Source organism: Segatella asaccharophila, from assembly GCF_054687055.1.
Map to the genome: position 1 here is coordinate 69,231 of NZ_BAACAN010000008.1, position 23,145 is coordinate 92,375.

The 23,145-nt window shown below is 39.6% G+C and carries 19 protein-coding genes and 1 CRISPR repeat array; of the genes, 7 read left to right on the top strand and 12 right to left on the bottom strand.

What is annotated here, in order from left to right; translation table 11 throughout:
- Window positions 1-68: 68 nt before the first annotated feature.
- A CRISPR array of direct repeats spans window positions 69-1,962; the repeat unit is 47 nt; unit sequence GTTGTTTCACCTTCTACAAAGGTAATGAAATTTCAGCTAATCACAAC.
- A 236-nt stretch (window positions 1,963-2,198) separates the two neighbouring features.
- From ACYRYG_RS06710 to ACYRYG_RS06730, 5 genes are all read left to right on the top strand, one after another.
- Window positions 2,199-2,720 (top strand): ATP-binding protein, encoded by a 522-nt coding sequence (locus tag ACYRYG_RS06710; protein ID WP_460197859.1) that lies wholly within the window; start codon window positions 2,199-2,201, stop codon window positions 2,718-2,720.
- A 341-nt stretch (window positions 2,721-3,061) separates the two neighbouring features.
- On the top strand, window positions 3,062-3,370 hold the full coding sequence (locus ACYRYG_RS06715) for a hypothetical protein (RefSeq protein ID WP_460197860.1): 309 nt from the start codon (window positions 3,062-3,064) through the stop codon (window positions 3,368-3,370).
- A 138-nt stretch (window positions 3,371-3,508) separates the two neighbouring features.
- The gene (locus tag ACYRYG_RS06720; RefSeq protein WP_460197861.1) at window positions 3,509-6,313 is read left to right on the top strand and encodes an AAA domain-containing protein; all 2,805 of its coding nucleotides are present in this window, start codon (window positions 3,509-3,511) and stop codon (window positions 6,311-6,313) included.
- Between the two features lie 350 nt (window positions 6,314-6,663).
- Complete coding sequence (locus ACYRYG_RS06725) at window positions 6,664-7,926, top strand: WS/DGAT domain-containing protein (RefSeq protein ID WP_460197862.1); 1,263 nt, start codon at window positions 6,664-6,666, stop codon at window positions 7,924-7,926.
- Between the two features lie 48 nt (window positions 7,927-7,974).
- Window positions 7,975-8,232, top strand: a complete 258-nt coding sequence (locus ACYRYG_RS06730; RefSeq protein WP_460197863.1) for a hypothetical protein — start codon at window positions 7,975-7,977, stop codon at window positions 8,230-8,232.
- On the opposite strand, the gene ACYRYG_RS06735 is transcribed toward ACYRYG_RS06730, so the two are convergent.
- Complete coding sequence (locus ACYRYG_RS06735; RefSeq protein WP_293423543.1) at window positions 8,229-8,417, bottom strand: hypothetical protein; 189 nt, start codon at window positions 8,415-8,417, stop codon at window positions 8,229-8,231. The genes ACYRYG_RS06730 and ACYRYG_RS06735 overlap by 4 nt on opposite strands.
- Before the next feature lie 291 nt (window positions 8,418-8,708).
- Between ACYRYG_RS06735 and ACYRYG_RS06740 the strand changes: the two genes are divergently transcribed.
- Window positions 8,709-10,058 (top strand): alanine/glycine:cation symporter family protein, encoded by a 1,350-nt coding sequence (locus ACYRYG_RS06740; RefSeq protein WP_293423545.1) that lies wholly within the window; start codon window positions 8,709-8,711, stop codon window positions 10,056-10,058.
- Between the two features lie 360 nt (window positions 10,059-10,418).
- The gene (locus ACYRYG_RS06745) at window positions 10,419-10,871 is read left to right on the top strand and encodes an HU family DNA-binding protein (protein WP_293423547.1); all 453 of its coding nucleotides are present in this window, start codon (window positions 10,419-10,421) and stop codon (window positions 10,869-10,871) included.
- A 127-nt stretch (window positions 10,872-10,998) separates the two neighbouring features.
- Here ACYRYG_RS06745 and ACYRYG_RS06750 read toward each other — a convergent pair whose 3' ends face one another.
- The 11 genes from ACYRYG_RS06750 to ACYRYG_RS06800 all read right to left on the bottom strand — a co-directional run bounded on the left by ACYRYG_RS06750 (window position 10,999) and on the right by ACYRYG_RS06800 (window position 23,129).
- Window positions 10,999-11,718, bottom strand: a complete 720-nt coding sequence (locus ACYRYG_RS06750) for a hypothetical protein (protein ID WP_460197864.1) — start codon at window positions 11,716-11,718, stop codon at window positions 10,999-11,001.
- Between the two features lie 238 nt (window positions 11,719-11,956).
- The gene (locus ACYRYG_RS06755; protein WP_460197865.1) at window positions 11,957-12,820 is read right to left on the bottom strand and encodes a hypothetical protein; all 864 of its coding nucleotides are present in this window, start codon (window positions 12,818-12,820) and stop codon (window positions 11,957-11,959) included.
- Window positions 12,821-12,832: 12 nt separating this feature from the next.
- Window positions 12,833-13,264: a DUF6108 family protein gene (locus ACYRYG_RS06760; protein ID WP_293427880.1), complete on the bottom strand. Its 432-nt coding sequence runs from the start codon at window positions 13,262-13,264 to the stop codon at window positions 12,833-12,835.
- 19 nt (window positions 13,265-13,283) lie between these two features.
- Window positions 13,284-13,700, bottom strand: coding sequence for a hypothetical protein (locus ACYRYG_RS06765; protein WP_460197866.1), 417 nt, complete (start codon window positions 13,698-13,700; stop codon window positions 13,284-13,286).
- A complete protein-coding gene (locus tag ACYRYG_RS06770; protein WP_294730253.1) occupies window positions 13,697-14,167 on the bottom strand; it encodes an RNA polymerase sigma factor in 471 nt (156 codons plus the stop codon). The genes ACYRYG_RS06765 and ACYRYG_RS06770 overlap by 4 nt, the downstream gene beginning before the upstream one ends.
- Before the next feature lie 434 nt (window positions 14,168-14,601).
- On the bottom strand, window positions 14,602-17,151 hold the full coding sequence (locus ACYRYG_RS06775) for a hypothetical protein (RefSeq protein ID WP_293427874.1): 2,550 nt from the start codon (window positions 17,149-17,151) through the stop codon (window positions 14,602-14,604).
- Window positions 17,152-17,163: 12 nt separating this feature from the next.
- Complete coding sequence (locus ACYRYG_RS06780) at window positions 17,164-17,934, bottom strand: GLPGLI family protein (RefSeq protein ID WP_293427872.1); 771 nt, start codon at window positions 17,932-17,934, stop codon at window positions 17,164-17,166.
- A 157-nt stretch (window positions 17,935-18,091) separates the two neighbouring features.
- Window positions 18,092-20,395, bottom strand: a complete 2,304-nt coding sequence (locus ACYRYG_RS06785) for an outer membrane beta-barrel family protein (RefSeq protein ID WP_293427869.1) — start codon at window positions 20,393-20,395, stop codon at window positions 18,092-18,094.
- Between the two features lie 8 nt (window positions 20,396-20,403).
- Window positions 20,404-21,687 carry a radical SAM/SPASM domain-containing protein gene (locus ACYRYG_RS06790; RefSeq protein ID WP_293427867.1) on the bottom strand — a complete coding sequence of 428 codons (1,284 nt, stop codon included), beginning with the start codon at window positions 21,685-21,687 and terminating at the stop codon, window positions 20,404-20,406.
- Between the two features lie 336 nt (window positions 21,688-22,023).
- Window positions 22,024-22,416, bottom strand: coding sequence for a hypothetical protein (locus ACYRYG_RS06795; protein WP_293427865.1), 393 nt, complete (start codon window positions 22,414-22,416; stop codon window positions 22,024-22,026).
- 206 nt (window positions 22,417-22,622) lie between these two features.
- Window positions 22,623-23,129, bottom strand: coding sequence for a hypothetical protein (locus ACYRYG_RS06800; protein WP_460197867.1), 507 nt, complete (start codon window positions 23,127-23,129; stop codon window positions 22,623-22,625).
- Window positions 23,130-23,145: the final 16 nt, after the last annotated feature.

Genomic DNA, 23,145 nt, shown 5'->3' on the forward strand with positions numbered 1-23,145 from the left:
CATCAACTCATTTTTTAATTCTAATTTCAGTTGTAACAAAATGAAATACAGCAAGTTACAAACATCGAGTTGTTTCACCTTCTACAAAGGTAATGAAATTTCAGCTAATCACAACAATAAATCTTTTACAAGATTCACAAGCGCTGTTGTTTCACCTTCTACAAAGGTAATGAAATTTCAGCTAATCACAACTAATCCTATTAATATCAATATCTAAATTATGTTGTTTCACCTTCTACAAAGGTAATGAAATTTCAGCTAATCACAACAGTATCGAGAATATATCTTACCGTATCTTTGTTGTTTCACCTTCTACAAAGGTAATGAAATTTCAGCTAATCACAACACGCCTGCAATGTTTTCGATGGCAAAATATGTTGTTTCACCTTCTACAAAGGTAATGAAATTTCAGCTAATCACAACGGTGTTGATGAACATCAGGAAGCTGCTAAGGTTGTTTCACCTTCTACAAAGGTAATGAAATTTCAGCTAATCACAACATAATCTGTAAATCTATATATCAGAATGGAGTTGTTTCACCTTCTACAAAGGTAATGAAATTTCAGCTAATCACAACCAAAGACCCTGCATCCCTTTCAGATCATCTGTTGTTTCACCTTCTACAAAGGTAATGAAATTTCAGCTAATCACAACATTAAATCGATAGTTCCATAAAATGATGCCGTTGTTTCACCTTCTACAAAGGTAATGAAATTTCAGCTAATCACAACACAAAAGTATATGCTCCAATTTGATAAATGGTTGTTTCACCTTCTACAAAGGTAATGAAATTTCAGCTAATCACAACGAGTCCGTGCGTTATAAAGGTCGACGGCGTGTTGTTTCACCTTCTACAAAGGTAATGAAATTTCAGCTAATCACAACGTAAGAAGAAATTGTATTTGAAAATGTATTGTTGTTTCACCTTCTACAAAGGTAATGAAATTTCAGCTAATCACAACCGTACTGGTCTGTCAGATAAGACAGATAGCGTTGTTTCACCTTCTACAAAGGTAATGAAATTTCAGCTAATCACAACTTGTTCCTTTCTCAAAATCAATTTCTGTCTGTTGTTTCACCTTCTACAAAGGTAATGAAATTTCAGCTAATCACAACTAGTTTGGATATGGTTAATTCAACTAGACCGTTGTTTCACCTTCTACAAAGGTAATGAAATTTCAGCTAATCACAACCAAAATCAAGGAAGGATGATCCTGGCGACAGTTGTTTCACCTTCTACAAAGGTAATGAAATTTCAGCTAATCACAACCGTTACGCTGAAAGACGGGAGAGTTATAAAGTTGTTTCACCTTCTACAAAGGTAATGAAATTTCAGCTAATCACAACTGATTAGAATGAGCATTGATTTGTACTGTTGTTGTTTCACCTTCTACAAAGGTAATGAAATTTCAGCTAATCACAACTGCTGCTGGTATGTTCCTGTACAACTTCAAGTTGTTTCACCTTCTACAAAGGTAATGAAATTTCAGCTAATCACAACTTGAACGGATAAATCATAAAATGTCTGCAAGTTGTTTCACCTTCTACAAAGGTAATGAAATTTCAGCTAATCACAACATATAATAGATTTTGGAAATTATGAAAAAGGTTGTTTCACCTTCTACAAAGGTAATGAAATTTCAGCTAATCACAACGCCGGTTTACAAACACTATGTAAACAGAAAGTTGTTTCACCTTCTACAAAGGTAATGAAATTTCAGCTAATCACAACCATATTACACTATATATTATATATATACTGTTGTTTCACCTTCTACAAAGGTAATGAAATTTCAGCTAATCACAACAATGTTATTATTACTTGTTTCTATGTTGCAGTTGTTTCACCTTCTACAAAGGTAATGAAATTTCAGCTAATCACAACTAGTTTAGAAAATTGTTTGTACCTTTGCACGTTGTTTCACCTTCTACAAAGGTAATGAAATTTCAGCTAATCACAACTGGCTGACGAAAACGGAGATTTGTTAATTAGTTGTTTCACCTTATTCTATATAATAAACAAAGCCTTACTTTCAGATGAGAACCCTATTAGATGCTCTAGGGTATTTTGTACCCGTTGGAACGGTGTCAATCAGGCGAACGGATTGATGGACGCGATTGACGATATGGAGATTTCAGGTGGTTTAGTCTCTCAATTACAGGATGGCTTAAGTTTCTGTCGCCGTAATGCAAAAAAAATGTGGTACAAGACCCCCGACGGGCGTGTAGAACTACCAGACTATCCTGAAGAATGTATTCTTGAGGGACTAGTCAATGGTCTTATCCATCGATCCTACTTGGAGATAGGCAGTGAGGTACATATTGACATTTTCGATGACAGAATCGAGATCTTCTCACCTGGGGGCATGTTCGAAAGCAAGCCTATTCAGGAATACGATATCATGCATGTCCAGTCAAGGCGCAGAAATCCAATATTAGCAGATATATTCAGTCGACTGCACTATATGGAGCGACGCGGAAGTGGTTTCAAGAAAATATGCTTGGACTACTCCAGCCAACCAAATTTTAAAGAAGAACTCAAGCCGAAGTTTTTCTCTGATGATAAGGATTTTGTCTTAACACTTTACAATCTCAACTACGGGAGCCGCTTAGAAATTGAACCCAAAGACGAGAACAATCAGTTCCCCAAAGTTCCCCAAAGTTCCCTAAAGTACCCCAAAGTTCCCCAAAGTACCCCAAAGTTCCCCAAAAACAAGTAAAACTGCCCGACTATCTCAATGTCTTTGCCTCAATACTTAAAGATTTTCCAGAGGCTACAATTCACCAATTGGCCAAAGAAGCCAAATTATCAGAACGGATGATAAAGAAAGACCTTCGGGCATTAAAGGAATTTGGAATTATAGAGCGTGTCGGATCGAACAGGAAAGGTTATTGGAAATTTCGAGTTTAAGAACGTACAATATATGGAGACACTTCAACATACATCGTACCGATATAGCAATATTATCAGGTAGGCAACAGATCCAAACAGGAAAATATCACCTTTATAGCTCATCTTTCAACTGAAAATCATTACCTTTGCTGGGCAAAAGGGAAAATAATGACTGATTTAAATTTAGAGACAATTTACCAGCAGATCGCTCATGGTATCCGCGGGTTAGTGGATGGAGAAGGAGATTCAGGAAGGATCCTCAGCATGGAAGCTGATGCCCGTAACAATGCTATCGTGGTCGAACTTGCCGAAATGTCGAAAGTTTTCCGGGATGCTCTGATAGAGGAAATAAAAGAAGACCTCACGGAGTGGAGGATCAATCCGTTTGAGGATATTGTCTATGACGGTAATCAGAAACTGGTCTTCTATCTGAAGGATGAGGACGAGATCTTAAAAGCTTACAGAAACCAGATTTAACCAGTGGGCAAGTCTTTTTCATAACATCTCTTACAGAAAGTCTGAGAATTACCAATAAGGACAAAGTGGTAAACCGTCATGGAAGACATGACTCTTCTGTGTCTTAGAAATTTTCAGTATATTTGCATGCAAGATCTTATGATTGGAACATCTGACCAAGAACCTATTAAAGTTGTCATGCAAACTCCAGACATGATCCTTCTAAAAGGAAAGCCAAAGACTTTTGAGATTAAATCTATCGAACAAGACCCCAAAGGGGTGTGCTGGGTACAGTTCAATACAGGTAAAACCTTCCCTTATTCTCTTCGTGATATAAAAAAGCTCTCTCTTTCAAAGGAAATCCCTATATCAGACTGCTGCATCTCCAACAAGACAGGACAAAAGTTTTATCCCCTGCACATCTGGCAATACCAGTTTTTTGATCACAGCTACTATCGTATTCAGTTTAATGAAGAATGCATTAAAGAATATGATGAGAATTATCTTGAAATAAAAAAATCGGTTCTTGTTAACAAGGAGTCCATGAATATATTCAACTATCTTAAAGATGTCTCTGGCAAGCAAGTGATCCAAACTGAATCCGGTCCCATTTCATTACATGATAAATATGAAAAAGTAAGGTTCATTAATGAGGATTCTGCTTTGGGAACCTACCTGAATCCAAGTCTGTTGCACACCTATCCAGGATACACAGATTTGATCTATCCGTTCTATAGCAATCTGAGTCAGATGAAAGCTGTTGACAATGCCTTCAAATCTCAAATCAGCATCATTCAGGGGCCTCCTGGAACAGGTAAGACTCAGACCATTCTGAATATTATTGCTAATATCATCTCCCGAAACGAAAGTGTCTTGATTGTCAGTAATAATAATTCGGCAGTAGAAAACATACAGGAAAAACTGGAAAAAGAAGGACTTGGCTTTACCGTTGCTAAACTCGGAAAATCGGATAACAAGAAGGATTTCATTGCTAATGGACAGTCTGCATATCCAGACATGTCAGGCTGGCATACAAATAACAACAAGGAATTAACGGAAGAAATTAATAATGTATCTAGAGAACTGGAAACACTCTTCAAACGTCAGAATGACCTTGTGCAGAACCGACAGGAATTGGCAGCCTTGAAAATCGAAAGCAAACATTTCTTCGAAGAGAATCATTATGATACTAATCACCTTGAACAATATAAACATCCTTCAAGCAAAAAGCTGATCCAATTTTGGATAAAACTGGATCTCTTTCTGGAAGAGTCCAACCTTTACCCAACTTCCTTATGGAAACGACTGAAAAAGAAAGTTCAACTATTTCTCTTTTCCTTCATGTCAAAAAGGATATTAGGAGTCACCTGCAATAGTAGCAATCTGCAAAACTATTTGATGGATATAAAAGCTCTATTTTATACGGTCAGAAGCCAGGAGCTCTATAAGGAGATAGATGACGCTATTTCTTTCCTTAAAAGCAAACACGCCAGTGATTTGTTACAAAAACAATCCGAGCTCTCCATGAAGGCTCTAAAAGCGGTCCTTGACATTAAGTATAAAGGTGGGGAAAAAGATAGAACAAGGTTTGAAGATAAAGATCTTTCCCAAAATGGAACCGCCGTTACTAACGAATATCCAGTCATACTCAGCACCACCTTTTCTGCCATATCAAGCCTGAGAAACTACACATTTGACTATCTGGTTATGGATGAAGCTTCACAAGTATCTATTGAATCAGCAGCACTGGCGATGCAATGTGCCAAGAACGCAGTGATAGTCGGGGATACAAAACAATTAACAAATATCATCAGTGATGAAGTTAGGAAAGAAATAACTCAGTTGAATGATACCTACCTGATTAGTGAAAAGTATGATTGTCTGGGAAACAATTTTCTGTCTTCTATAGCAAAGGTATTCCCAAATGCACCTAGAACATTATTGAGAGAACACTATAGATGTGCCCCTATGATCATCAACTACTGTAATCAGAAGTTTTATAACAATGAACTGCTCATCATGACCAAATATGATTCTTCTACAACACCAATGGAAGTCATCAAGACGGTTAAAGGCAATCATTCCAGATCCGTTCTTCAGGGTAATCAGACATTAGTCTTCAATCAGCGTGAAATCGACGAATTTAAAGATCTGATGAACGGGCATTCTGATATACCTTTGAATGAGATCGGAGTCATTACCCCTTACCGTGGCCAGGTTGCCTTATTCAGAAAAGAAATCCCGATGAAAGATATTGAAGTCGACACTATCCATAAATATCAGGGAAGGGAAAAGGATATTATTGTTATGAGCACTGTTGCCGACAAATACAATCCATTCGTTGATAACGCGAACCTCATCAATGTTGCAGTATCTCGAGCAAGGAAGAAATTCGTTCTAATTACAAACAGCAATGAAAATCCTGAGAAGGGCAATATTCGTGATCTCATCGATTACATCAATTATAATCATGGTGAAATCATTGAGAGTGACTTGCATTCTATTTTCGACTTATTATATTCCTGTTATTCGGAGCAACGCCTTTCCTACCTTAATAAGAAGAGAAAAATATCAGAATATGATTCCGAGAATATTGCCTATTACGTTATCTCTGCCATTTTAAAAAGAAACAATGCCATGAGCAACCTGAAAGTGATGCCTTTCTATCATCTCAATTCTCTCATCCGGAATACCTCTCTTTTGACTGAAGAAGAAGCCCAATTCGTAAGGAATTCCTGGAGTCATCTTGATTTCCTTATTGAGAATGAAGTCAGTAAGATTCCCGTCTTAGCAATTGAGGTTGACGGATTTGCCTACCATCATTCTGGCACAAAACAGTCGGACCGGGATAAAATCAAGGACTCTGTACTCAGCAAATACGACATACCATTACTTCGATTGTCAACCGCTGGTAGTGGAGAAATTAATAAAATCGAAATGGAAATTAAGAAACGTATCTCATAATAAATATGATTTGCTTCAATAATCTAAAATGATTAATTTTCTGTATCTTGATGCTAGCTATTTTTCATATTTAGGGTCCGCTGATTTATTTTCACCAGCGGACCCTAAATAAATCATCAAAATTGTCTTAATAATAAAATTTTATATTATATTTGCCAAAACATTTCATGTATCATTCTTAATGGTAAGCCTATCTGTAGAATCAAATACACACTAAATCAATTTCCCCAACGGGTTATGATTAACATCTATTAAGAAACACTATTGCAGATCCTTTTGAAAAGGTCTCATAATCAGCTGATATTTTTCTATCTTTACAGATTAAATTTATCAACTTTAGGAATTAGAATATGATACTTAAATCAGAAATTTTCGACAAGATCCAGTTCCTTTTTGAAACTTACAAATTCAATGATCATAATCTTCACTGTATCATCTATTTCAATGGCAATGTTAATAAAGTCATCTTGGAGAAAGCCTTAGTTATGACGCTGGATGTTGTACCTATCTTAGATAGTCAATATGTAGAAAATGTCAATGAGCCTTATTGGCGAAAGGAAGAATCATCAAGTTTTAAGGATATACTGACTTTTGCAAATTCCAAGAATGAATTTGAGGCATTTATCACTTCAAAAATCGATGTGTTGATGGGGCCTCAGGTAAAAGCCTGTTTACTTAATTCAAACAATGATTCCCTGTGTGTTCTGATGAATCACATGGTATGTGATGCTGCTGGATTTAAAACCTATCTTTATTTGCTATGTAGCCTTTATTCGACTCTCCTGGTAAATCCTGATTATAAATCAGGCTGCCTTTTTAATGGGGATAGAAGCATAAAACTGATAAATAAGCAATTCAGTTTTAGAGATAAACTAAAGACACTTCTACTGCAAAGAAAGGAAAGTAATGGTTCTATTGATTTGAATTTTCCGATGAGTTCAGGAAAAGAAATCAAACCATTTGTGCTGACGTATGAAGTAAAGGAAGATAGATTTCTTGCTATTAAAAAATACTCACATAGTCACAATGTTACTATTAATGATATAACTCTTGCCGCTTTTTACAGGGTACTTTATCAGATTTTGAACAAGCAGGACCTTAGTATTTCTATAGCGATAGATATGCGTAAATATTTAAAAGAGAGGAATATCAAAGCACTTACTAATCTGACAGGTACAGCTATTTGCAAAATACATTACGAGCCTGACGATACCTTTGATGATACTGTAAGAAAAGTTAGCAAAGAAATGAATTTAAAAAAGAAGAAACTTATTGGATTAAATTCCATAGTTAAGGTTTCTCTGCTGTTTAAATGTTTTAATTATAAACATGTTAAAAAATTACTGGGGAAAGGTTTTAATAATCCGATGATAGGAATGACTAATATCGGTATTCTCGATTCTAAAAAACTTTGCTTCCAAGGTACTCCGATTAAAAATGCTGTCATGTTTGGATCAATGAAATATAGACCCTATTTTCAACTGGCCTTGACAAGCTATAATAATACGATGACCTTTACAGTAAACTTATATGGTGATTTGCAGGATAAATACAATATGGAGACTTTCTTCTCTTTGTTGGATAAAGAACTACAGTTCTTTAATGTAAAGTGAAATAGGGAGAGATGATAATAACTATGAGATGAATCTGTGGATTAATTAATGAATGCAAGAACGACCTCTGCCGATAACATCAAGAAATGCCTTAATGATTTTGCCCGACAGATGCTGATCCCTGTAGCGACATGGAAGAGTATCCTGAAGATCGGTTGTAACAGCCTTGATCCTTATAAAATCATAAGAACTATTGCCAGAGAAGCAGAACAGCGTGGCATCAGTCCATCCATAGCCGTTTCAAGATATAAGTATGAGACGAACTGGTACAAAACTTCTTCTTTTAGATCTCCGAAGATTTATTAAGCAAGGGCAAGGGCGATGTCCCTCCCTGAAGAAGTGGCAAGGGTGGATAGATAGGAAGAGTTGTTTCTGCATACAAAAGTAAGCAAAAATATAGTCTTCTGCAAGAACTGACAGAGATCAGCAAGGAACGACTTTCCCGAATCATGATAAAAACGTATCTGTGTAGATAATTGATTGTTCTTCATTTCTCATTCGTTTTAAATAAAATCAAAACGGAACGAAAACTGCCATATTGGCCATCATAAAAATGCATTTTCAAATAAAACGGAGACGATATGATGGTATTTAATTCTATTTTTGTATCTTTGTACAACGAAAAAGAGAAAAGATTGCATTGGTGCTTTCACTTTAATAGATGGAAGATTGTTTCCAGAAGTTAAAGGATTGATCACAACTATGGTTTATAAACTAATGAAAAGATCGTATTTATCTTTTAGCAAGTGTCCGATGAACTCGTAATTTTTTATTCACACAATATGGATGTACTCAACAATTTCTTCGCAACACTCAGTGGATATCTCTGGGGATGGCCAATGATTACCCTCCTTCTAGGAACACATCTCTTCCTCACTATCCGACTCCGTTTCCCCCAGCGGAAGATAGGGACAGCCATCAAACTTTCAGTGAAGAAAGACAAATCTGCTACCGGCGATGTATCTCAATTCGGTGCTCTTGCCACGGCCCTTGCTGCGACAATCGGTACCGGAAACATCATCGGCGTAGCCACAGCCATTACTCTCGGAGGACCGGGTGCGGTGCTCTGGTGCTGGCTCACGGGAGTTTTTGGCATTGCCACCAAATATTCTGAAGGACTCCTTGCTATCAAATATCGGGTCAAGACCAAACAGGGAAAGATGCTCGGAGGTCCGATGTATGCGCTGGAAAAGGGACTGGGATGGAAATGGCTCGCCGTGCTCTTCAGTATCTTCACGGCCTGTGCCGCCTTCGGCATCGGCAACACGGTACAGGCCAACGCCATCGCCACCCTGGCCCAGAACACTTATGGTATCTCTCCCTATATCACCGGTACTGTCGTTTGCATCCTTACCGGTATCGTCCTGCTCGGCGGTGTGAAGAGCATCGCCAAAGTCTGTGAAATGCTCGTGCCTTTCATGGCTATCCTCTACATCCTCGGGTGTATTTATATTCTCTTCGTCAACAGTCATTTTGTATGGCCGGCCATCGAACTGATCTTTCAATCAGCCTTTAATCCCAAGGCAGCAGGAGGTGGCTTTGCGGGTACGACAGTGATGATGGCTGCCCGGTTCGGAATAGCCAGAGGACTCTTCTCCAATGAATCCGGACTGGGCAGCGCGCCTATCGTAGCTGCTGCAGCACAGACCCGTAACCCGGTACGCCAGGCTCTGGTATCCTCCAGCGGCACGTTCTGGGATACGGTCGTCATCTGTGCCATCACCGGTATCGTCATCGTTAGCAGCATCCTTGCCTATCCGGATATTGACTATAACAACGGCGCGACCCTGACCAAGGTTGCTTTCAGCAAGATCCCTTACGTCGGGACCCCTATTCTCACCTTCGGCCTCCTCACTTTTGCGTTCAGTACGATCTTAGGATGGAGTTACTATGGGGAACGTGCCATGGAATATCTGAAGGGAAGGAAATGGATGCTGGTGTACCGTATCCTCTACATTCTCGCAACTTTCGCGGGGAGTATTGCGAGTCTCAATATCGTATGGAACATCGCCGACTGCATGAATGCTCTCATGGCTATACCCAACCTTATTTCCCTGCTTATGCTCAATGGAATCATCGTACACGAAACCCGGAAATACTTATGGAGGGGAAGACTGGATAGAGAAATGTAAACCTATTTGATAACTGCCTGTCTCTTCTCGTAGACACACCCTCACTGCCGCCCGCACGTACCGTCTCTGCAGGCCAGTCGCAAGTGGCCCATCAACTTATCATCATGCTATAACCAGAATATAAACACTATTAAAACGATACTAGTACCGGCAAGTTTGCAAATCAGGACGGACTAGATTAACTTTACACTCAGATTAGCCATCAAAAGGTACCATACGGATCACCTCAATGCACCATTGGGCCTGCCCCGATGTACCATAGAGGACATCCGGATGTACCATAGCGTTGAGTGCTACGTACTGTAGGAGACACTATTATGGCTTAAACTTGAATAATGGACTAATTCAAATTTCATTACTATGAGCGTAAAATACAAACTTTATCAGATTATTGATCACCGTCATCCGTCCAGGAACGGAAAATGGTTCGCAAAAACGTATACAAGGGATGTCCTTCATACTACCGACCTGACCCAAATCATCTCTAAACGGTGTACGGTGACGGAGGCAGATACCCTAGCAGTGGTCTCTGCACTCAAGGACATCATAAAGGAACAACTCGCTGACGGCCATAGGGTTGTCCTAGACGGTTTCGGCTATTTCCATACGGGTATCAAGTCGGTAGCGGTAGATCATCCGTCAGATTTCAGGCCAGATGAACACATCATACGGGTATATACTAATTTCGTGCCTGCCAGCTCTTATGATCCGATCACACACCATGTACGCCGGTCCTTTAATGATGGCATCAAGTTCGAAGAAATGCAGGATTATTCCCGTCCTGGGGATGGACCGGATATAAAAGGAACTTAAGACAGTCCTTGCAAGAACAAGAAGTCGTCTTTTTCCCAAAAGAGAAAACTCGATGATTTGCTTCACACATTTATCTTTGCTGATAACGGTAAGCAAGATTATATGGATCCGACGAATTCACAATATATTAAAGGGTATATGATATACTAAGAAACAACTCACTGTTGCTTTTCTCCTTATCAAATTTAACTTTCTGCCCTTGAACATAAAGTTCTCTGGCACTACCATAGACGTCATAATCAGAGAGTCGGTAGCCCAATGAAACGGTCCACCTGTCATCTGTAAGACCAACTGCTGTTTCCCCAAAAGTATACCAATTCATATCCCTGCAGCGATTTTCAATTCTTTCCACATGATCAACTCCGACGTATCCGTTCACTTCAGGGAAATACTCTACAAGACCTTTTGACAGATTGGTAAGAGGCTTTATCATACCTACTCCCAAAGTAAGGAAAAGCCGGTCACCGACATTATCCAGTTTAATTTCAGGCAAATACACCTTTGCCTCCGGTTGAAATGCAAAATGATAGATAAAATCAGAAGGATCATGCAGGTTCCATAAGTGATGTGAAGCATAGCTTACTCCACCGACAGAATAATCATCTTCCTTTCCAATAAAATCAGTCAGACGCAGGCCGGCTGATACTTCGAAATAAGGTATGGGCCTAAAACTTATTGAAGGTAAAAGCGACCATGTACTATATGAGTCCATAGATGCCTCCAAGGCAACGCTAAAGGGTCGTTTTTCTATGATATTCGTCTTTGCAGCCACTCTAAAAGGTTGCAGGAACAATACTGCTGCCAACCCGTATTTCACAGTCTTATAGTACCTCTTTGCTTTCTTCATTCAAATTGACTATTTCTTATTGATACCAGTCTATGAAAAACATGAATCGACAATTTCATTATTATTCATCGACTGGTATTGACCTATAAATACGGCAAAGGTATAGAAGAAAATTTAAAACACCAAATTACTTTGCACTTAGAAGACCGCTATCAACTCCAAAAGTACTTTGCAGAAATAGCCGGCAATCTAATTTGAAGTTAACAAATAATCTTGCCAACTAATTCCTTGCACCTCCTTATAAATAGATACCAAATGACAAAGTCTGGAACTTCGGTCCAAAAGAAGTATCCAAAGCATTGCATGGACTGTACTTGAAATAATAGCTGAGACATGGTGTTTTCAGCACTGCCATAAAATCAACAGTGACCGGATTCACATGTACGTCCTTTGCCCTGTCCTTTACCTCTTCCCCATTCAACTCATACTTTGTGAGTATGCTGCTATGATAGTTGAAATTAACTACCGGACCTACAGACAGTCTGAATCTTCTCGATAAGGAATGCCTGTAAAGCAATGGTACAGTGATACTCGTTACCTTAATACGTGAAAACTTCAGGTTTGCACCGTCAGGAACAGCCTGCAGCCCCGTAACACCATTGGCAACCTTTGAAAAATATTGATTGCCGTTCATCCGATAATTGCGCCAGTCAATACCAAAACCAATAGCTAACTGATCCTTACTGCTCTCCCATGGATGCCAGTTGTATTGAGCTATGATATACCATATTTCCCATGAAGAAAACACCCGGGTATTCATATTTGCCGGCGCGCCTAAAGCCGAGGTCCATCCTATAGCCAGGTCACTGGTAATCTCCACATGATGAGCATGATGGTCTCTACGGATACCACCTATACTGAAACCAAAATCACTGGAATTTATCCGCGCAGTTGAGACATAATTGCTATCCGTAAGTTGGATGGTATTAGCATAATGATAAGTTGAATCCGATTCACTACCTCTGATATCCACCTTCTGCAGGGAATCACCGGTGATAACAGTTACTATCCTAGGTTTTCTGACAACGATAGTGTCATTAGCGTTTTTCGCAGATGCCGTCATGCAGACAGCAAGCATCATAAAAAAGGTAAGTTTTTTCATATTCTCTATTTATTAGTTTTCCAATAATTTCCTTAATTCTCTAAGACTGCCTACAGACCCCTCCATATACACCAAGGTAACACTGGTGTTCTGAATAGAAAGACAGAGAAAACGATGTGTACGCCCCTGTGGCTGCAAACTGATAATCAACTTACAGTCATGACTGCCTTTCTTTATGCGATAGGTCTCTATAGACTGCTTACAGTCCTGATCAAAAAGACGGTTAATCGTCAACAGTTCTTTCTTAGAGGCCTCAAAACGCAGACTATGATAATAAGAGAGATGATATTGGCTCAAGGAACGTCCCCGCACGGATGTCTCCACCATCCTCGAAGCAGGAATGACGTCTCCCTTGAAGACAGGATTAACAGCAAGCCCTGTCTGTGCCTGCATACCCACCACAGAAAACAGGAACATTAGAAATAGTATGATGCGTCTGTCCATCTTTTGACTCCTTTCTCGTTTATTCAAATAATCCTTTCAGTTCATGATCAACGCCTGGGTTCCCTTCCATCACAATGCCCATAGTATTGCGCACTTCATGCATCACTACAGCCCGATCCGTCACTTTCTGACCATAGATATAAGCCACACAAGTATTCTGCCGATGAACAAACCATATTGATACGACAATGACTCCAATAAAGATTGCCGCCGCTGCCATAAGCGACTGATGCCAATGACGTAATGGTTTCACAGTTGCTTTCGTCTTTGGGATGCTGACAACCTCCATATCCAGAAACATCTGTCGAAGAGGTTTCCATTCTTCACTCACCTCATGCGTGCGAAAATACTCATAAAGCCGGTGTTCCTCTGCAAGTGTAGTATCACCTTCAAAGAAGCGGTTGACAAGTTGCTGTATATCGTCTTGTTGATTCATGATTGATACTTTTTATAATATTCTTTTCTGACTGCCTGCCGTGCCCGGCTGAGAGCTTTTCTTACAGCTGTCTCTGTAGATCCCATCAAAAGGGCTATATCACTCATTTCCATATTCTCTATATGACGGAGGCGAAGAATGGTCTGCTGCAATGAGGGCAATACTCGGATAATCTTCATCATCCGTTCGATACCATCGTATGATTGCTCCTCAACAGATATTTGTACATCATCAATATTCAATTCCGAATGATACCGGCGAAGATGATCGACAGCCAGATTGCGCACAAGCACTTTGGCCAAAGGAGCGACAGGCAACTTAAGTTGATCGAGCATGAGCCACATCTTCAGAAATGCATCCTGAACGATGTCCTCAACTTCGTCACCATTGCCGATATAATGCCTGGCTATGGAAATAAGTTGTGGGCGCAAGCGCTTTACCTCATGTTGAAACTCGTCAGCAGTCATACTTCATTTCGTTTCTATATGGATTACGCAAAAGAACCAGTTTTGTGACACACAAATAAGGAAAAAATAGAATATAAATGAAAAACATTTTCTGAATCAGATAAATCCCGGATTCCTGCCACCAGGAACCTTCCGAAAGTTTCATTCGATTCAAAGTACTTTTTTCCACATACAGGTTATTATGTTCTACTCATATCGGCTGACATCCTGAATAGATTCAGGACTATAAATAATGGGTAAAGCTATATAAATATTCTCAAATCTGCAAGCAATAATTCTCAAATCTATTCTTTAAAATTCTCAAATCTATTATCAACAAGAACCGTAATGCAATGATATTCAAGCAAATAAACAAATTATTAAATTTCCAAAGGCATCATGATCCATTTAATACCACGATGCCATCTCTTTTCAGTTCTGATTATTATATGTGGTTAAAGATGGAAACTTGCAGAGATCATAATCTCTCTGCCCCGAATCCTATTCATCGAACAAGAATGGATCAGATCCTCATTCAACACATACGAATAGGTCTTTTTATTAAAGATATTCCTGAAATCCAATTCCCATCCGATATGCTTTATATCGTATTTTATGCCGGCATCAACGAGGAAAAAATCCTTGTATTGTCTGGTCAGGAGTTGATTGTGATCATATTCAGCTTGAAGATCAAAGGCAATCATCTTGAAAGGGACAGTCAATGTCCAGTCGTGATGCCAGTTGTTGATCGTTGTATTGGATGAAAGACTTTCAGACTCCATCCGGTTGCGGCTGAAGGTAACGCTGTAAGTCAGGTGCATATCCTGATAGAATGACAGGTCAAGGCTACTTTGCAAAGAAAGAAAATTACTCTGGTAAGCATGAGATACACCATCTTCTATGAGTGAGGTGTTGCTACAGTTATAGTTGCCCCGCAGATTAACTATACCGTGGAGAAAGTCAAAACCTTTACTGAAAAAGGTGATCGCACTCCAATTCCTCGATTTCGATTGCTGATCAGTTGCAGACAGGATAATATAGTTGCCGATGAAGTCGCGGGTAGAACTGTATGGATCTGTGATCAAGGAGCGGCTTATCATAATCAAAGCATGGGTACCGTGGATGGCATCCTGATAGAGAATATTAGCCGAGAGGTTATTGCTCCGTTGATGCTGGTAACCACTATATCCCCGGTTAATGTATTCATAGTCCTGCAAGATGAGAGAAGGGTGAAACCTGCCGGCGTCCAGAGGTTCAGTGGTCTGTCCGCCTTGTAATGAAAATCTCAGACAGGGGGTAACCTGCCATCGGATGCGGAGCAGAGGCTCCGGCACGAATTCACGTACTCCCTTATCCTCACTGTATTTCTCGTAGAGGTAACAGAGTGGCATCTCCAAAGAAACATTGAAATCACTTGAACTGTATTCAAAGTCAGGTTCGGCATAGAGTTTGAAATAGCCGAAACAGTTCTCGCCGTGCATTGTTCCTATGCTGTCGGGCAGTCCATAGAGCCGGGACCGGATACGGTGCAGCTGTGCGTTGATACCTGTGCGGAAAGAGAGTACAGCCTCACCAATTTTCAAGCTCCCCCGAATATAATCATCGGTTGTATAGCTTTGTTGGTGTACATTCTGACGGAGGGAGTCGACCAGAAGATACTGGGGAGCCGATACCATACTATTGTTGGAATAGAAGGAAAGGAGTTTTTTGCCATATCTCCGGATGATGTAGAGATTATCTTTCAGATGATATACCGGAAGCCGGGTCTGTTGCAGATGCTGCCAGGTCCAGGTCTCCGCCAGTCGCTGATCGTCCCAGGAGAAATTGCCGATAAGGGTATTTTTGAGGTATTGTCTCTCACCATTCTTCTCGTATTTCCACTGAGTATATAACTTGTTGTCTTTATCGTGAAAATCCTTGTTGCTCACTACGGTTCGGTTGCCATCCTGCCTCAGGTATTCCGTCCGGCTCATCCCTTCGGCCTTTTCATCCTCATGGGTATAGATGATCTGCAAGCCCGTTTGTGAAGACGAACTGAGCCGCTTCAAGGTATTGATGGAAACGGCATGGCTGGTATTGAAAAGTGTACGTAATTTATCCAGGTAAGGTGTCGTGGGTGGTGCGAGCCGGATATATGCAGTCGGATCATCGTTAAGTTCATCAAGTTTGAAAAGATCTTCTGTCTCCCGGCTTATATTCTTTCCCACGTTATTGGTTTTATAGGTCAGCATGGTCTGAAAATCATCTTTCAGGCGCATAGCAAATCCACTGAAATCCCACAAGAAGTGGTTGTCCCTGAATCCCGTACCGGCATCTATGCTGTTGACCCAATGTGATTTGGCATCCTTCTTCATCTTCAGGTTGACAGCGACATCATCAGAGAAAGTAAAATCCTCCAGCACTCGGATAGGTTGGTGATGCTGCATCACCTGTACGGTCCCCACATCCTGTTGTGGCAGCGAGCCGGTGGCTGTGCCATATTTATTGCCGAGCATATCCATCCCTTCGATATAGAAATGGCTGATCGACTTGCCTTCATAGGAGATCTGTCCGTTCTTCTTGTTGACATTAAACCCAGGGATACGGGCCAGCACGTCCCCAATGCTCTTGTCATTCTTGTTGGCAAAAGCTCCTACGGTATAGTTCAGCGTATCACCGTTGACCTTGACCCTATCCGCCTTGACCTTGACTTCTTTCAGGGTGAAGTTGTCCGGTTCCATGACGATATGGAGGGGACCGGAAGCAATAGTATAAATGACTTTTTTCTTAAATCCGAGGTAAGCACATTCCAGATAACATCCGGCGGGGATCTGGAGCAGGAAGTTACCTTTACCGTTACTTTGTGTGAAGGCAGCCATCTTTTTAGTTGAGGCATCCTTAGCCTGAATGATCACCCCTTCCAGAGGATTCTTGTCCGTATCCACAACCGTTCCCGTCACCTTGACCTGTGCAGACAGAATGGAAGGGAATAACAGGCAGATGAATAAGGTTATCAATACCTTCATGACGTTCTGATTTTATTCCAATTCCATATCCGGTATCCTGATACTTCCTTTAGGATAGGAACGGGGGCTTGTTCTGGCTTTCAGGAAAGTCCTGCGGTCGATAGGCTGAAACTTGCGATGGAGAAGATTGTAGAATTTGAGTGGAATAAGATTCTTATCGGATATTCCGCAGGTCTCAATATGGATAAAACCTTTGCAATCTGCTTGCAGGATCAGTCCCGGCAGACCGGAGAATTTCCAGGGACCCAGGTCCAGAGGAATATCCGGAGCATACCAGACTTCCCATCTGCGCCCACGAAAGATCGTTGAGGCATAGTGGCAGGTATATCCGAATACGGTCGCAGTGGAATCTTCCCGAATAGTCCAAGATATCCGGGGAATATCTTCTTCATACACATATCTGGAACCGAATATAGAGGAATATACAGACAACTTACCTTCTTTCAGATTGCGGTAGATGAAGTCAGAAGAGTTCGAACTTTGAGGCATTACATCAGAATCGTCATGATGAGTTTTTGCTTCCTCGGATTGTTCCAGCATGTCAATGACAGCATCAACGTGACCGGATGCAATCATGGAGTCTCTCATCAACGTGTTGTAGCAGAAATACTGGCTTTTGTTTCCCCCGTATCGTAAGACATAAAGATCCTTGTATTTCCCCTGTGTCACACCATATCTAATCTCTATTTGCGAAGATCCGATGATATGTGTGTTTTGAGCTTCATTGTTAATATGACATAAGAATAAAAACAGGATTAGAGATATTATTCTTTTATTTTCCATTTATAATCATAAATTTAGGTTCAATATGTAGAACTGGAGTTAATGTTTCTAAATATTAAAACCAGCCGGTATCGTACAGCATTCCGGCAGGCTATGCCGCACTTCATACTGTCATGCTGGAGATAAAGAGGAAATCGTCTGCCCATACTATGATAATTTATAATCTGCTCTTCTCATCATTTCCGGCACCTGTACCCTTATATCTTTTGCCTGTTGTATTCCATCTGTAGCGGATGGTAAAGACGACCTGACGCTTATAATATCTGTTGTCCTGTGATAACTGGGCTGCAGGACAATACAAAATGTTACTGTCATTATTACGATTGAATAAATCTTCTCCGGCAATTTTCAAGATAAGATGATCATGACAAAGCGTTTTGGTAAGTCCTAAGTCCAGAGCTACAGTGCTTTTTGAAAGATACACGTTTTCTGAGTTCCCTGTTCCCTGGTAGTTGAAATTCAATTCTCCTATGAAATTCTTTCCAAATTCAAGAGTGTTATTGAAACCAATCATCCAGATAGGCTTGTTGAACTTCTGTTCTCCGGAGAAGGATGCTGCTGTCAGCCACTGTTTGCTCAGGCCTATGGACAAATCCGGATTCCATTTGCCGATGGCAGGAGCCACATCAAGAAAAGGGGTAATGGTTTTGACGCTATGTAAGTTTTTGTAAGATGTAATGACAACATCGGAATTTTCTGATTCGGGATACATATAGTATATGATGTCCTTGCGTCTGTCTGTATAGTCAAGATTGAATTGCAGGAATTTCCATATCATGGTCAGAGAAGCATCATGTATCGTTGAATTCTCCAGCATCGGATTTCCTTTTTGTATGCTGTACATGTTAGCATAAAAAACATCATTGCTTAACTGCCTATAGGTAGGCCGTGCCGTCTTTAGAGAATATGCAGCCTGTAACTGAACATTACTAATCTGGGTATTGAAAGAAAAAGTCGGGAACACATTATTATATATTTTCCTTTGTTTCTTGTCACCGTCATGATGAAAATCAAGATGTTCGTATCTTACTCCAGCTTCAGCAGTTCCGAAAGGCAGGTCATGAGAATAATCGATGAAGGTCGCAAGATTATAATTATGTAAGGTGCTATTTGAGGAAGCTACATATCCTTGCGGGTTGGAATAGTCATCCTTGCGGTACGTATAGGAATCTTCTGACCCCCAGGTGAAGTTTCCTTTCCACAAAGGGAATGTAAGTGAGAGTTTTGCGGCCACGAGATTGTTCCTTACCCTGTTCTCTGTATCCAGATGACGATTATCCTGGGCCTGGCTGTTTTCATCAATGGCATTCTTCTCCTTGTAGCCATCATTCAACTCATCCGCATTGAAATTTATTTCCGTTTTTCCGACAGTGCCTACATAATAAGTGTTGATAGTAGAACCTACATCCCCTTTTGTCTTCGAAGAAGTGTTGTTCCGGAGATTATCAAAGAGCTGGCTATTCTGAAATACCTGACTGTTGAAAGTCGTAAAGATCTTATTCGTGGTTGGAACATACATCGTATATTTAATACCCATGCTTTGGTTGTTAATATCGTAATCAGCCCCACCAATCAACTGGATATCCAGATTTCTCATCCGGTTGTCCATGACCTCTTCCTCGTGAATTTGTTTCCCTGATTTTGCATCCTGGCTCATTGTAGCATACTGAATGGATTTATTATGATCTGTCCATACAGAGCCAAATAGATCCAGACCACTTTTACGGTAATTCAAGTCAGCAGACAAGGTCTCATCACCTTTATCTTTACGCCCTTTCCCATAGCGTCCCCATGTATCAATGCTCCATCCGTCACCAACAGCTTTGCGGGTTTTGATTTTGATGACCGATTTAACGGTAGCATCGTATCTCGAACCAGGATTTGTGATTAACTCAATGCTGAGGATGTCGGATGATTTCAGCTGCTGCAGTTCGCTCTCATCACGCATTTCCTTATTATTGATATAGATAAGAGGCGTGCCCTTGCCAAAGACCTCAAAGCCATCTTTAGTCTTACGGATCATCGGAATATGACTCAACACATCCTCTGCTGTTCCTACTTTACTTAATACCGTTCCACTGATACTGGTCAATACACCTTCTGCCGTGAGTTTCATCCTGGGGCGTCTGCCTGTGATGATCACATCATGAAGGGAAATGGTATCAGGGATAAGGGCTATTCTCTTAAATTCGGAAGACGAATACACAATCTCTTTAATCTGGTATCCAATATAATTTATAGACAGTATTACAGGCAACTTCTTGCAAGTCAGTGCAAATCTTCCTATACTATCACAACTCCCGCTTTTTATAAAAGAAGAGTCTTTAGAAGATTTCAATGTGAGTTGTGCAAACGGTAAAGGCTTCTGGTGTTCATCAACAACAACACCTTTTACTGTAGTTTGAGCCGAAAGATGCAAGGCTATTACATAGAACAGAAAGAGAAAAACTGTTTTTTTCATGTATCAAATTAGTATTTTAATTTTTCACTTAATACTCGTTTTGCGTATACTAATTTAACATTATCATCCATACATAGAGGACATGATGTTTTATCTTTTGCTTCCATTAAGTGTTGAGAACATCCCCCAATACAAATAGGTAAGATTTTACAGTTTAAACAGGATGGAAAATCTAATGGAGATATTAATCTTCTACGTTGGTGTAAGGGGAACCATTTGATGTCACCATTGGGCAATAATTGACCCTCAATCTGTTTATTACTGAAGTTGCGAGCAGTACAACCAAATATTTTTCCATTTGGATTCATTACCAGATGATTTTTCTTATCTGCATAGCAAGTTTGCCATATAGATGAAGGGTTTGTAAAATAAGTTGCTGCATCGTATCCTTTGTCTCTTATTTGTTTAACTATTTGATCTATTGTATGGTAAACTTCTTCACCTGCTTGCCAGACTTTTTGTATGGAAAAGTGTAAGAAATTTATTTTATCTCTAACATCTTCGAAACTATTTAGTAAATCTTTTATTATCAGATTTGTATTCTCAGATATATTTAATCTAAGGACTACATGCATATCATTTTGAATAATATTTTTAATATTTTCTATAATAACGTCATAAGTGTTTTCGCCTTTATAAGAATACCTGACTAAATTATGCCGAGCTTTATTTCCATCTATCGTAATTTGGAAGCATTCAATAGGGAATTTCTTAAAAAACAAGACCTTATCTGATGATAGCAAATATCCATTAGTTGTCATACCTATACTCAACTTTTTCTTGTTAAGTTGAGTATTAGTTGTTATTCCAATAATTAATGGTTTAATGACAGTATCAAAGCATAACATCGGTTCCCCGCCAAAGAATTGAATTTTGATAGTTTGTATCTTTTTATTTTGGACTATAATTTTACATAACATTGAAATAATGCTATTTATTTCAGTCATAGAAATTATATCCTGTGTGTTATGATTTTCATAGCAATACCAACACGAAAAGTTACATGCCAAGGTAGGAACAACTATTATCTCAAATTGGTCTTGAGAATTATTGATTTTATTAAGTCTTTCTTTTATGATATCTAATTCATTAACAGAATCTTCTATAATAATGTGCTTGTTAATAAGAATGTTAGCAATCCTGCTATCTAAAGAAGATAAATCTGATTCATTATCAATTCCCCATAGATTAGCATCTTTGCGATTAATGGCAATTGCACTATCCCATAAAGTATTATATATGATAATGGCCTTTCCAAAAGGAATTAATATATTGAATTCGCTTTTTTTCATTTTTTGTTAAATTAAAAATCAGCAATAGTCGACTTATTGCTGATTAAAATATTAGCATCTATGCTTAGGACAATAATTATCGCATCCACATTGAAAATAGTTCACATGCTGAGGGGAATTAGGCTTTTTTCTAACGTTTATAGAAACAAATCCTCCATGCAATTCACCTTGCTCTTTCAAATTAAGAGGTTCAAGGTGTTCTATCTGATATTTTAAATCCTTCATTATAAAAATGATTATAGATTTTGCTTACTCTCTTATAGCTTTTCTGCATCTGCATTCCTTTATACCAGTCTGGTCTGGATATATAATGTGCTAGCATGATTATATGTCAAATTATTTTATACTCAATTCGGTACTATATACAGCTTTTCCTTCTGACAGAATATCTATTTCATACGAGCCGGATCCATTAAAAGTAAGTGTTTCCATATATCCGGCTGGAATGGTAACATAAGTGGAAGAATCAAAGAATATACCATTCTTATATACAAGAATCTTACAATTGGTATACGTTTGATAGAAGCTAATAGTTGCTTCTGTTCCGTTTTCTATTACCAAAATAGGCAATATACGATATACAGACCGTTTTATTGGCCCTTGCTGTGTAGGAATGTAATCTTCATTCTCATTATACATAGGAGATGTCAACTCTTTGTTGGCAAAAAGAGTCTGAGAATAAACAGTCAGACCACAACATAAAATTAAAATTAAGGTTTTCTGTTTCATACTTAACTTATTAGATATCATTTTGCTGTATCAAAGTTATTCTGAAAGAATGAGAACTCCAAATATTTACGTACTTTTTTCCTTGAGGGCGTCACACTGTTAAAATGACGCAAATGTCTGACAATTAAGATATTAGTCTATTTTATTATACAAAATTAACTCGAAAATGTGACGCTTTGATAATCGGATTACTCGGATTTTCTCTATTATCTTGCCCAGATTCTCTGCCAGACCGTCTTGTCACTGACCGTACAGACCGCCTGTACTTTCATACCAGAGGCCAGCCGGTATCGTACAGCGTCCCAGTCCTCTATGGATATGAAGGCAGAGAAATAATCCTCTCCGTCCCTTGTGATCACCGAATCGCTTACCCTATCAATTCTGAAGGACAGGGAAACGTCATCCCTGCCTTCAAAGGTGAGGGATACCCTGCGTGGCTCATGGAAATAATCATTGTAGCGGTATGGGACCAGAAGCCGGATATCATATTTTCCTGTATTCCCCCTGAATCCAGAAGGGACAAACTTCTCTACGGTCCCGCCGGCCTCCACGGTAAACGGATACGGAACCTTCCAGGCTGCATAGCCTAAGGCAATCAGGATCAGTATGATCACGGCGGTGCCTGTCCTGACCCAGAAGGGAGGGATCTGCCCGATGATGTTCCTTACCTTTCCGCTGCGGAGTTCTATCTTGTTCTGTTCTGTCTTCTCCATATCCGAATGCCTTCCT

What these genes read in the sequence shown, in the direction of transcription:
- ACYRYG_RS06710 (WP_460197859.1), top strand. Translation starts at nt 2,199, where the DNA reads ATGTGGTACAAGACCCCCGACGGGCGTGTAGAACTACCAGACTATCCT.
- ACYRYG_RS06715 (WP_460197860.1), top strand. Translation starts at nt 3,062, where the DNA reads ATGACTGATTTAAATTTAGAGACAATTTACCAGCAGATCGCTCATGGT.
- ACYRYG_RS06720 (WP_460197861.1), top strand. Translation starts at nt 3,509, where the DNA reads ATGATTGGAACATCTGACCAAGAACCTATTAAAGTTGTCATGCAAACT.
- ACYRYG_RS06725 (WP_460197862.1), top strand. Translation starts at nt 6,664, where the DNA reads ATGATACTTAAATCAGAAATTTTCGACAAGATCCAGTTCCTTTTTGAA.
- ACYRYG_RS06730 (WP_460197863.1), top strand. Translation starts at nt 7,975, where the DNA reads ATGAATGCAAGAACGACCTCTGCCGATAACATCAAGAAATGCCTTAAT.
- ACYRYG_RS06735 (WP_293423543.1), bottom strand. Translation starts at nt 8,417, where the DNA reads ATGAAGAACAATCAATTATCTACACAGATACGTTTTTATCATGATTCG.
- ACYRYG_RS06740 (WP_293423545.1), top strand. Translation starts at nt 8,709, where the DNA reads ATGGATGTACTCAACAATTTCTTCGCAACACTCAGTGGATATCTCTGG.
- ACYRYG_RS06745 (WP_293423547.1), top strand. Translation starts at nt 10,419, where the DNA reads ATGAGCGTAAAATACAAACTTTATCAGATTATTGATCACCGTCATCCG.
- ACYRYG_RS06750 (WP_460197864.1), bottom strand. Translation starts at nt 11,718, where the DNA reads ATGAAGAAAGCAAAGAGGTACTATAAGACTGTGAAATACGGGTTGGCA.
- ACYRYG_RS06755 (WP_460197865.1), bottom strand. Translation starts at nt 12,820, where the DNA reads ATGAAAAAACTTACCTTTTTTATGATGCTTGCTGTCTGCATGACGGCA.
- ACYRYG_RS06760 (WP_293427880.1), bottom strand. Translation starts at nt 13,264, where the DNA reads ATGGACAGACGCATCATACTATTTCTAATGTTCCTGTTTTCTGTGGTG.
- ACYRYG_RS06765 (WP_460197866.1), bottom strand. Translation starts at nt 13,700, where the DNA reads ATGAATCAACAAGACGATATACAGCAACTTGTCAACCGCTTCTTTGAA.
- ACYRYG_RS06770 (WP_294730253.1), bottom strand. Translation starts at nt 14,167, where the DNA reads ATGACTGCTGACGAGTTTCAACATGAGGTAAAGCGCTTGCGCCCACAA.
- ACYRYG_RS06775 (WP_293427874.1), bottom strand. Translation starts at nt 17,151, where the DNA reads ATGAAGGTATTGATAACCTTATTCATCTGCCTGTTATTCCCTTCCATT.
- ACYRYG_RS06780 (WP_293427872.1), bottom strand. Translation starts at nt 17,934, where the DNA reads ATGGAAAATAAAAGAATAATATCTCTAATCCTGTTTTTATTCTTATGT.
- ACYRYG_RS06785 (WP_293427869.1), bottom strand. Translation starts at nt 20,395, where the DNA reads ATGAAAAAAACAGTTTTTCTCTTTCTGTTCTATGTAATAGCCTTGCAT.
- ACYRYG_RS06790 (WP_293427867.1), bottom strand. Translation starts at nt 21,687, where the DNA reads ATGAAAAAAAGCGAATTCAATATATTAATTCCTTTTGGAAAGGCCATT.
- ACYRYG_RS06795 (WP_293427865.1), bottom strand. Translation starts at nt 22,416, where the DNA reads ATGAAACAGAAAACCTTAATTTTAATTTTATGTTGTGGTCTGACTGTT.
- ACYRYG_RS06800 (WP_460197867.1), bottom strand. Translation starts at nt 23,129, where the DNA reads ATGGAGAAGACAGAACAGAACAAGATAGAACTCCGCAGCGGAAAGGTA.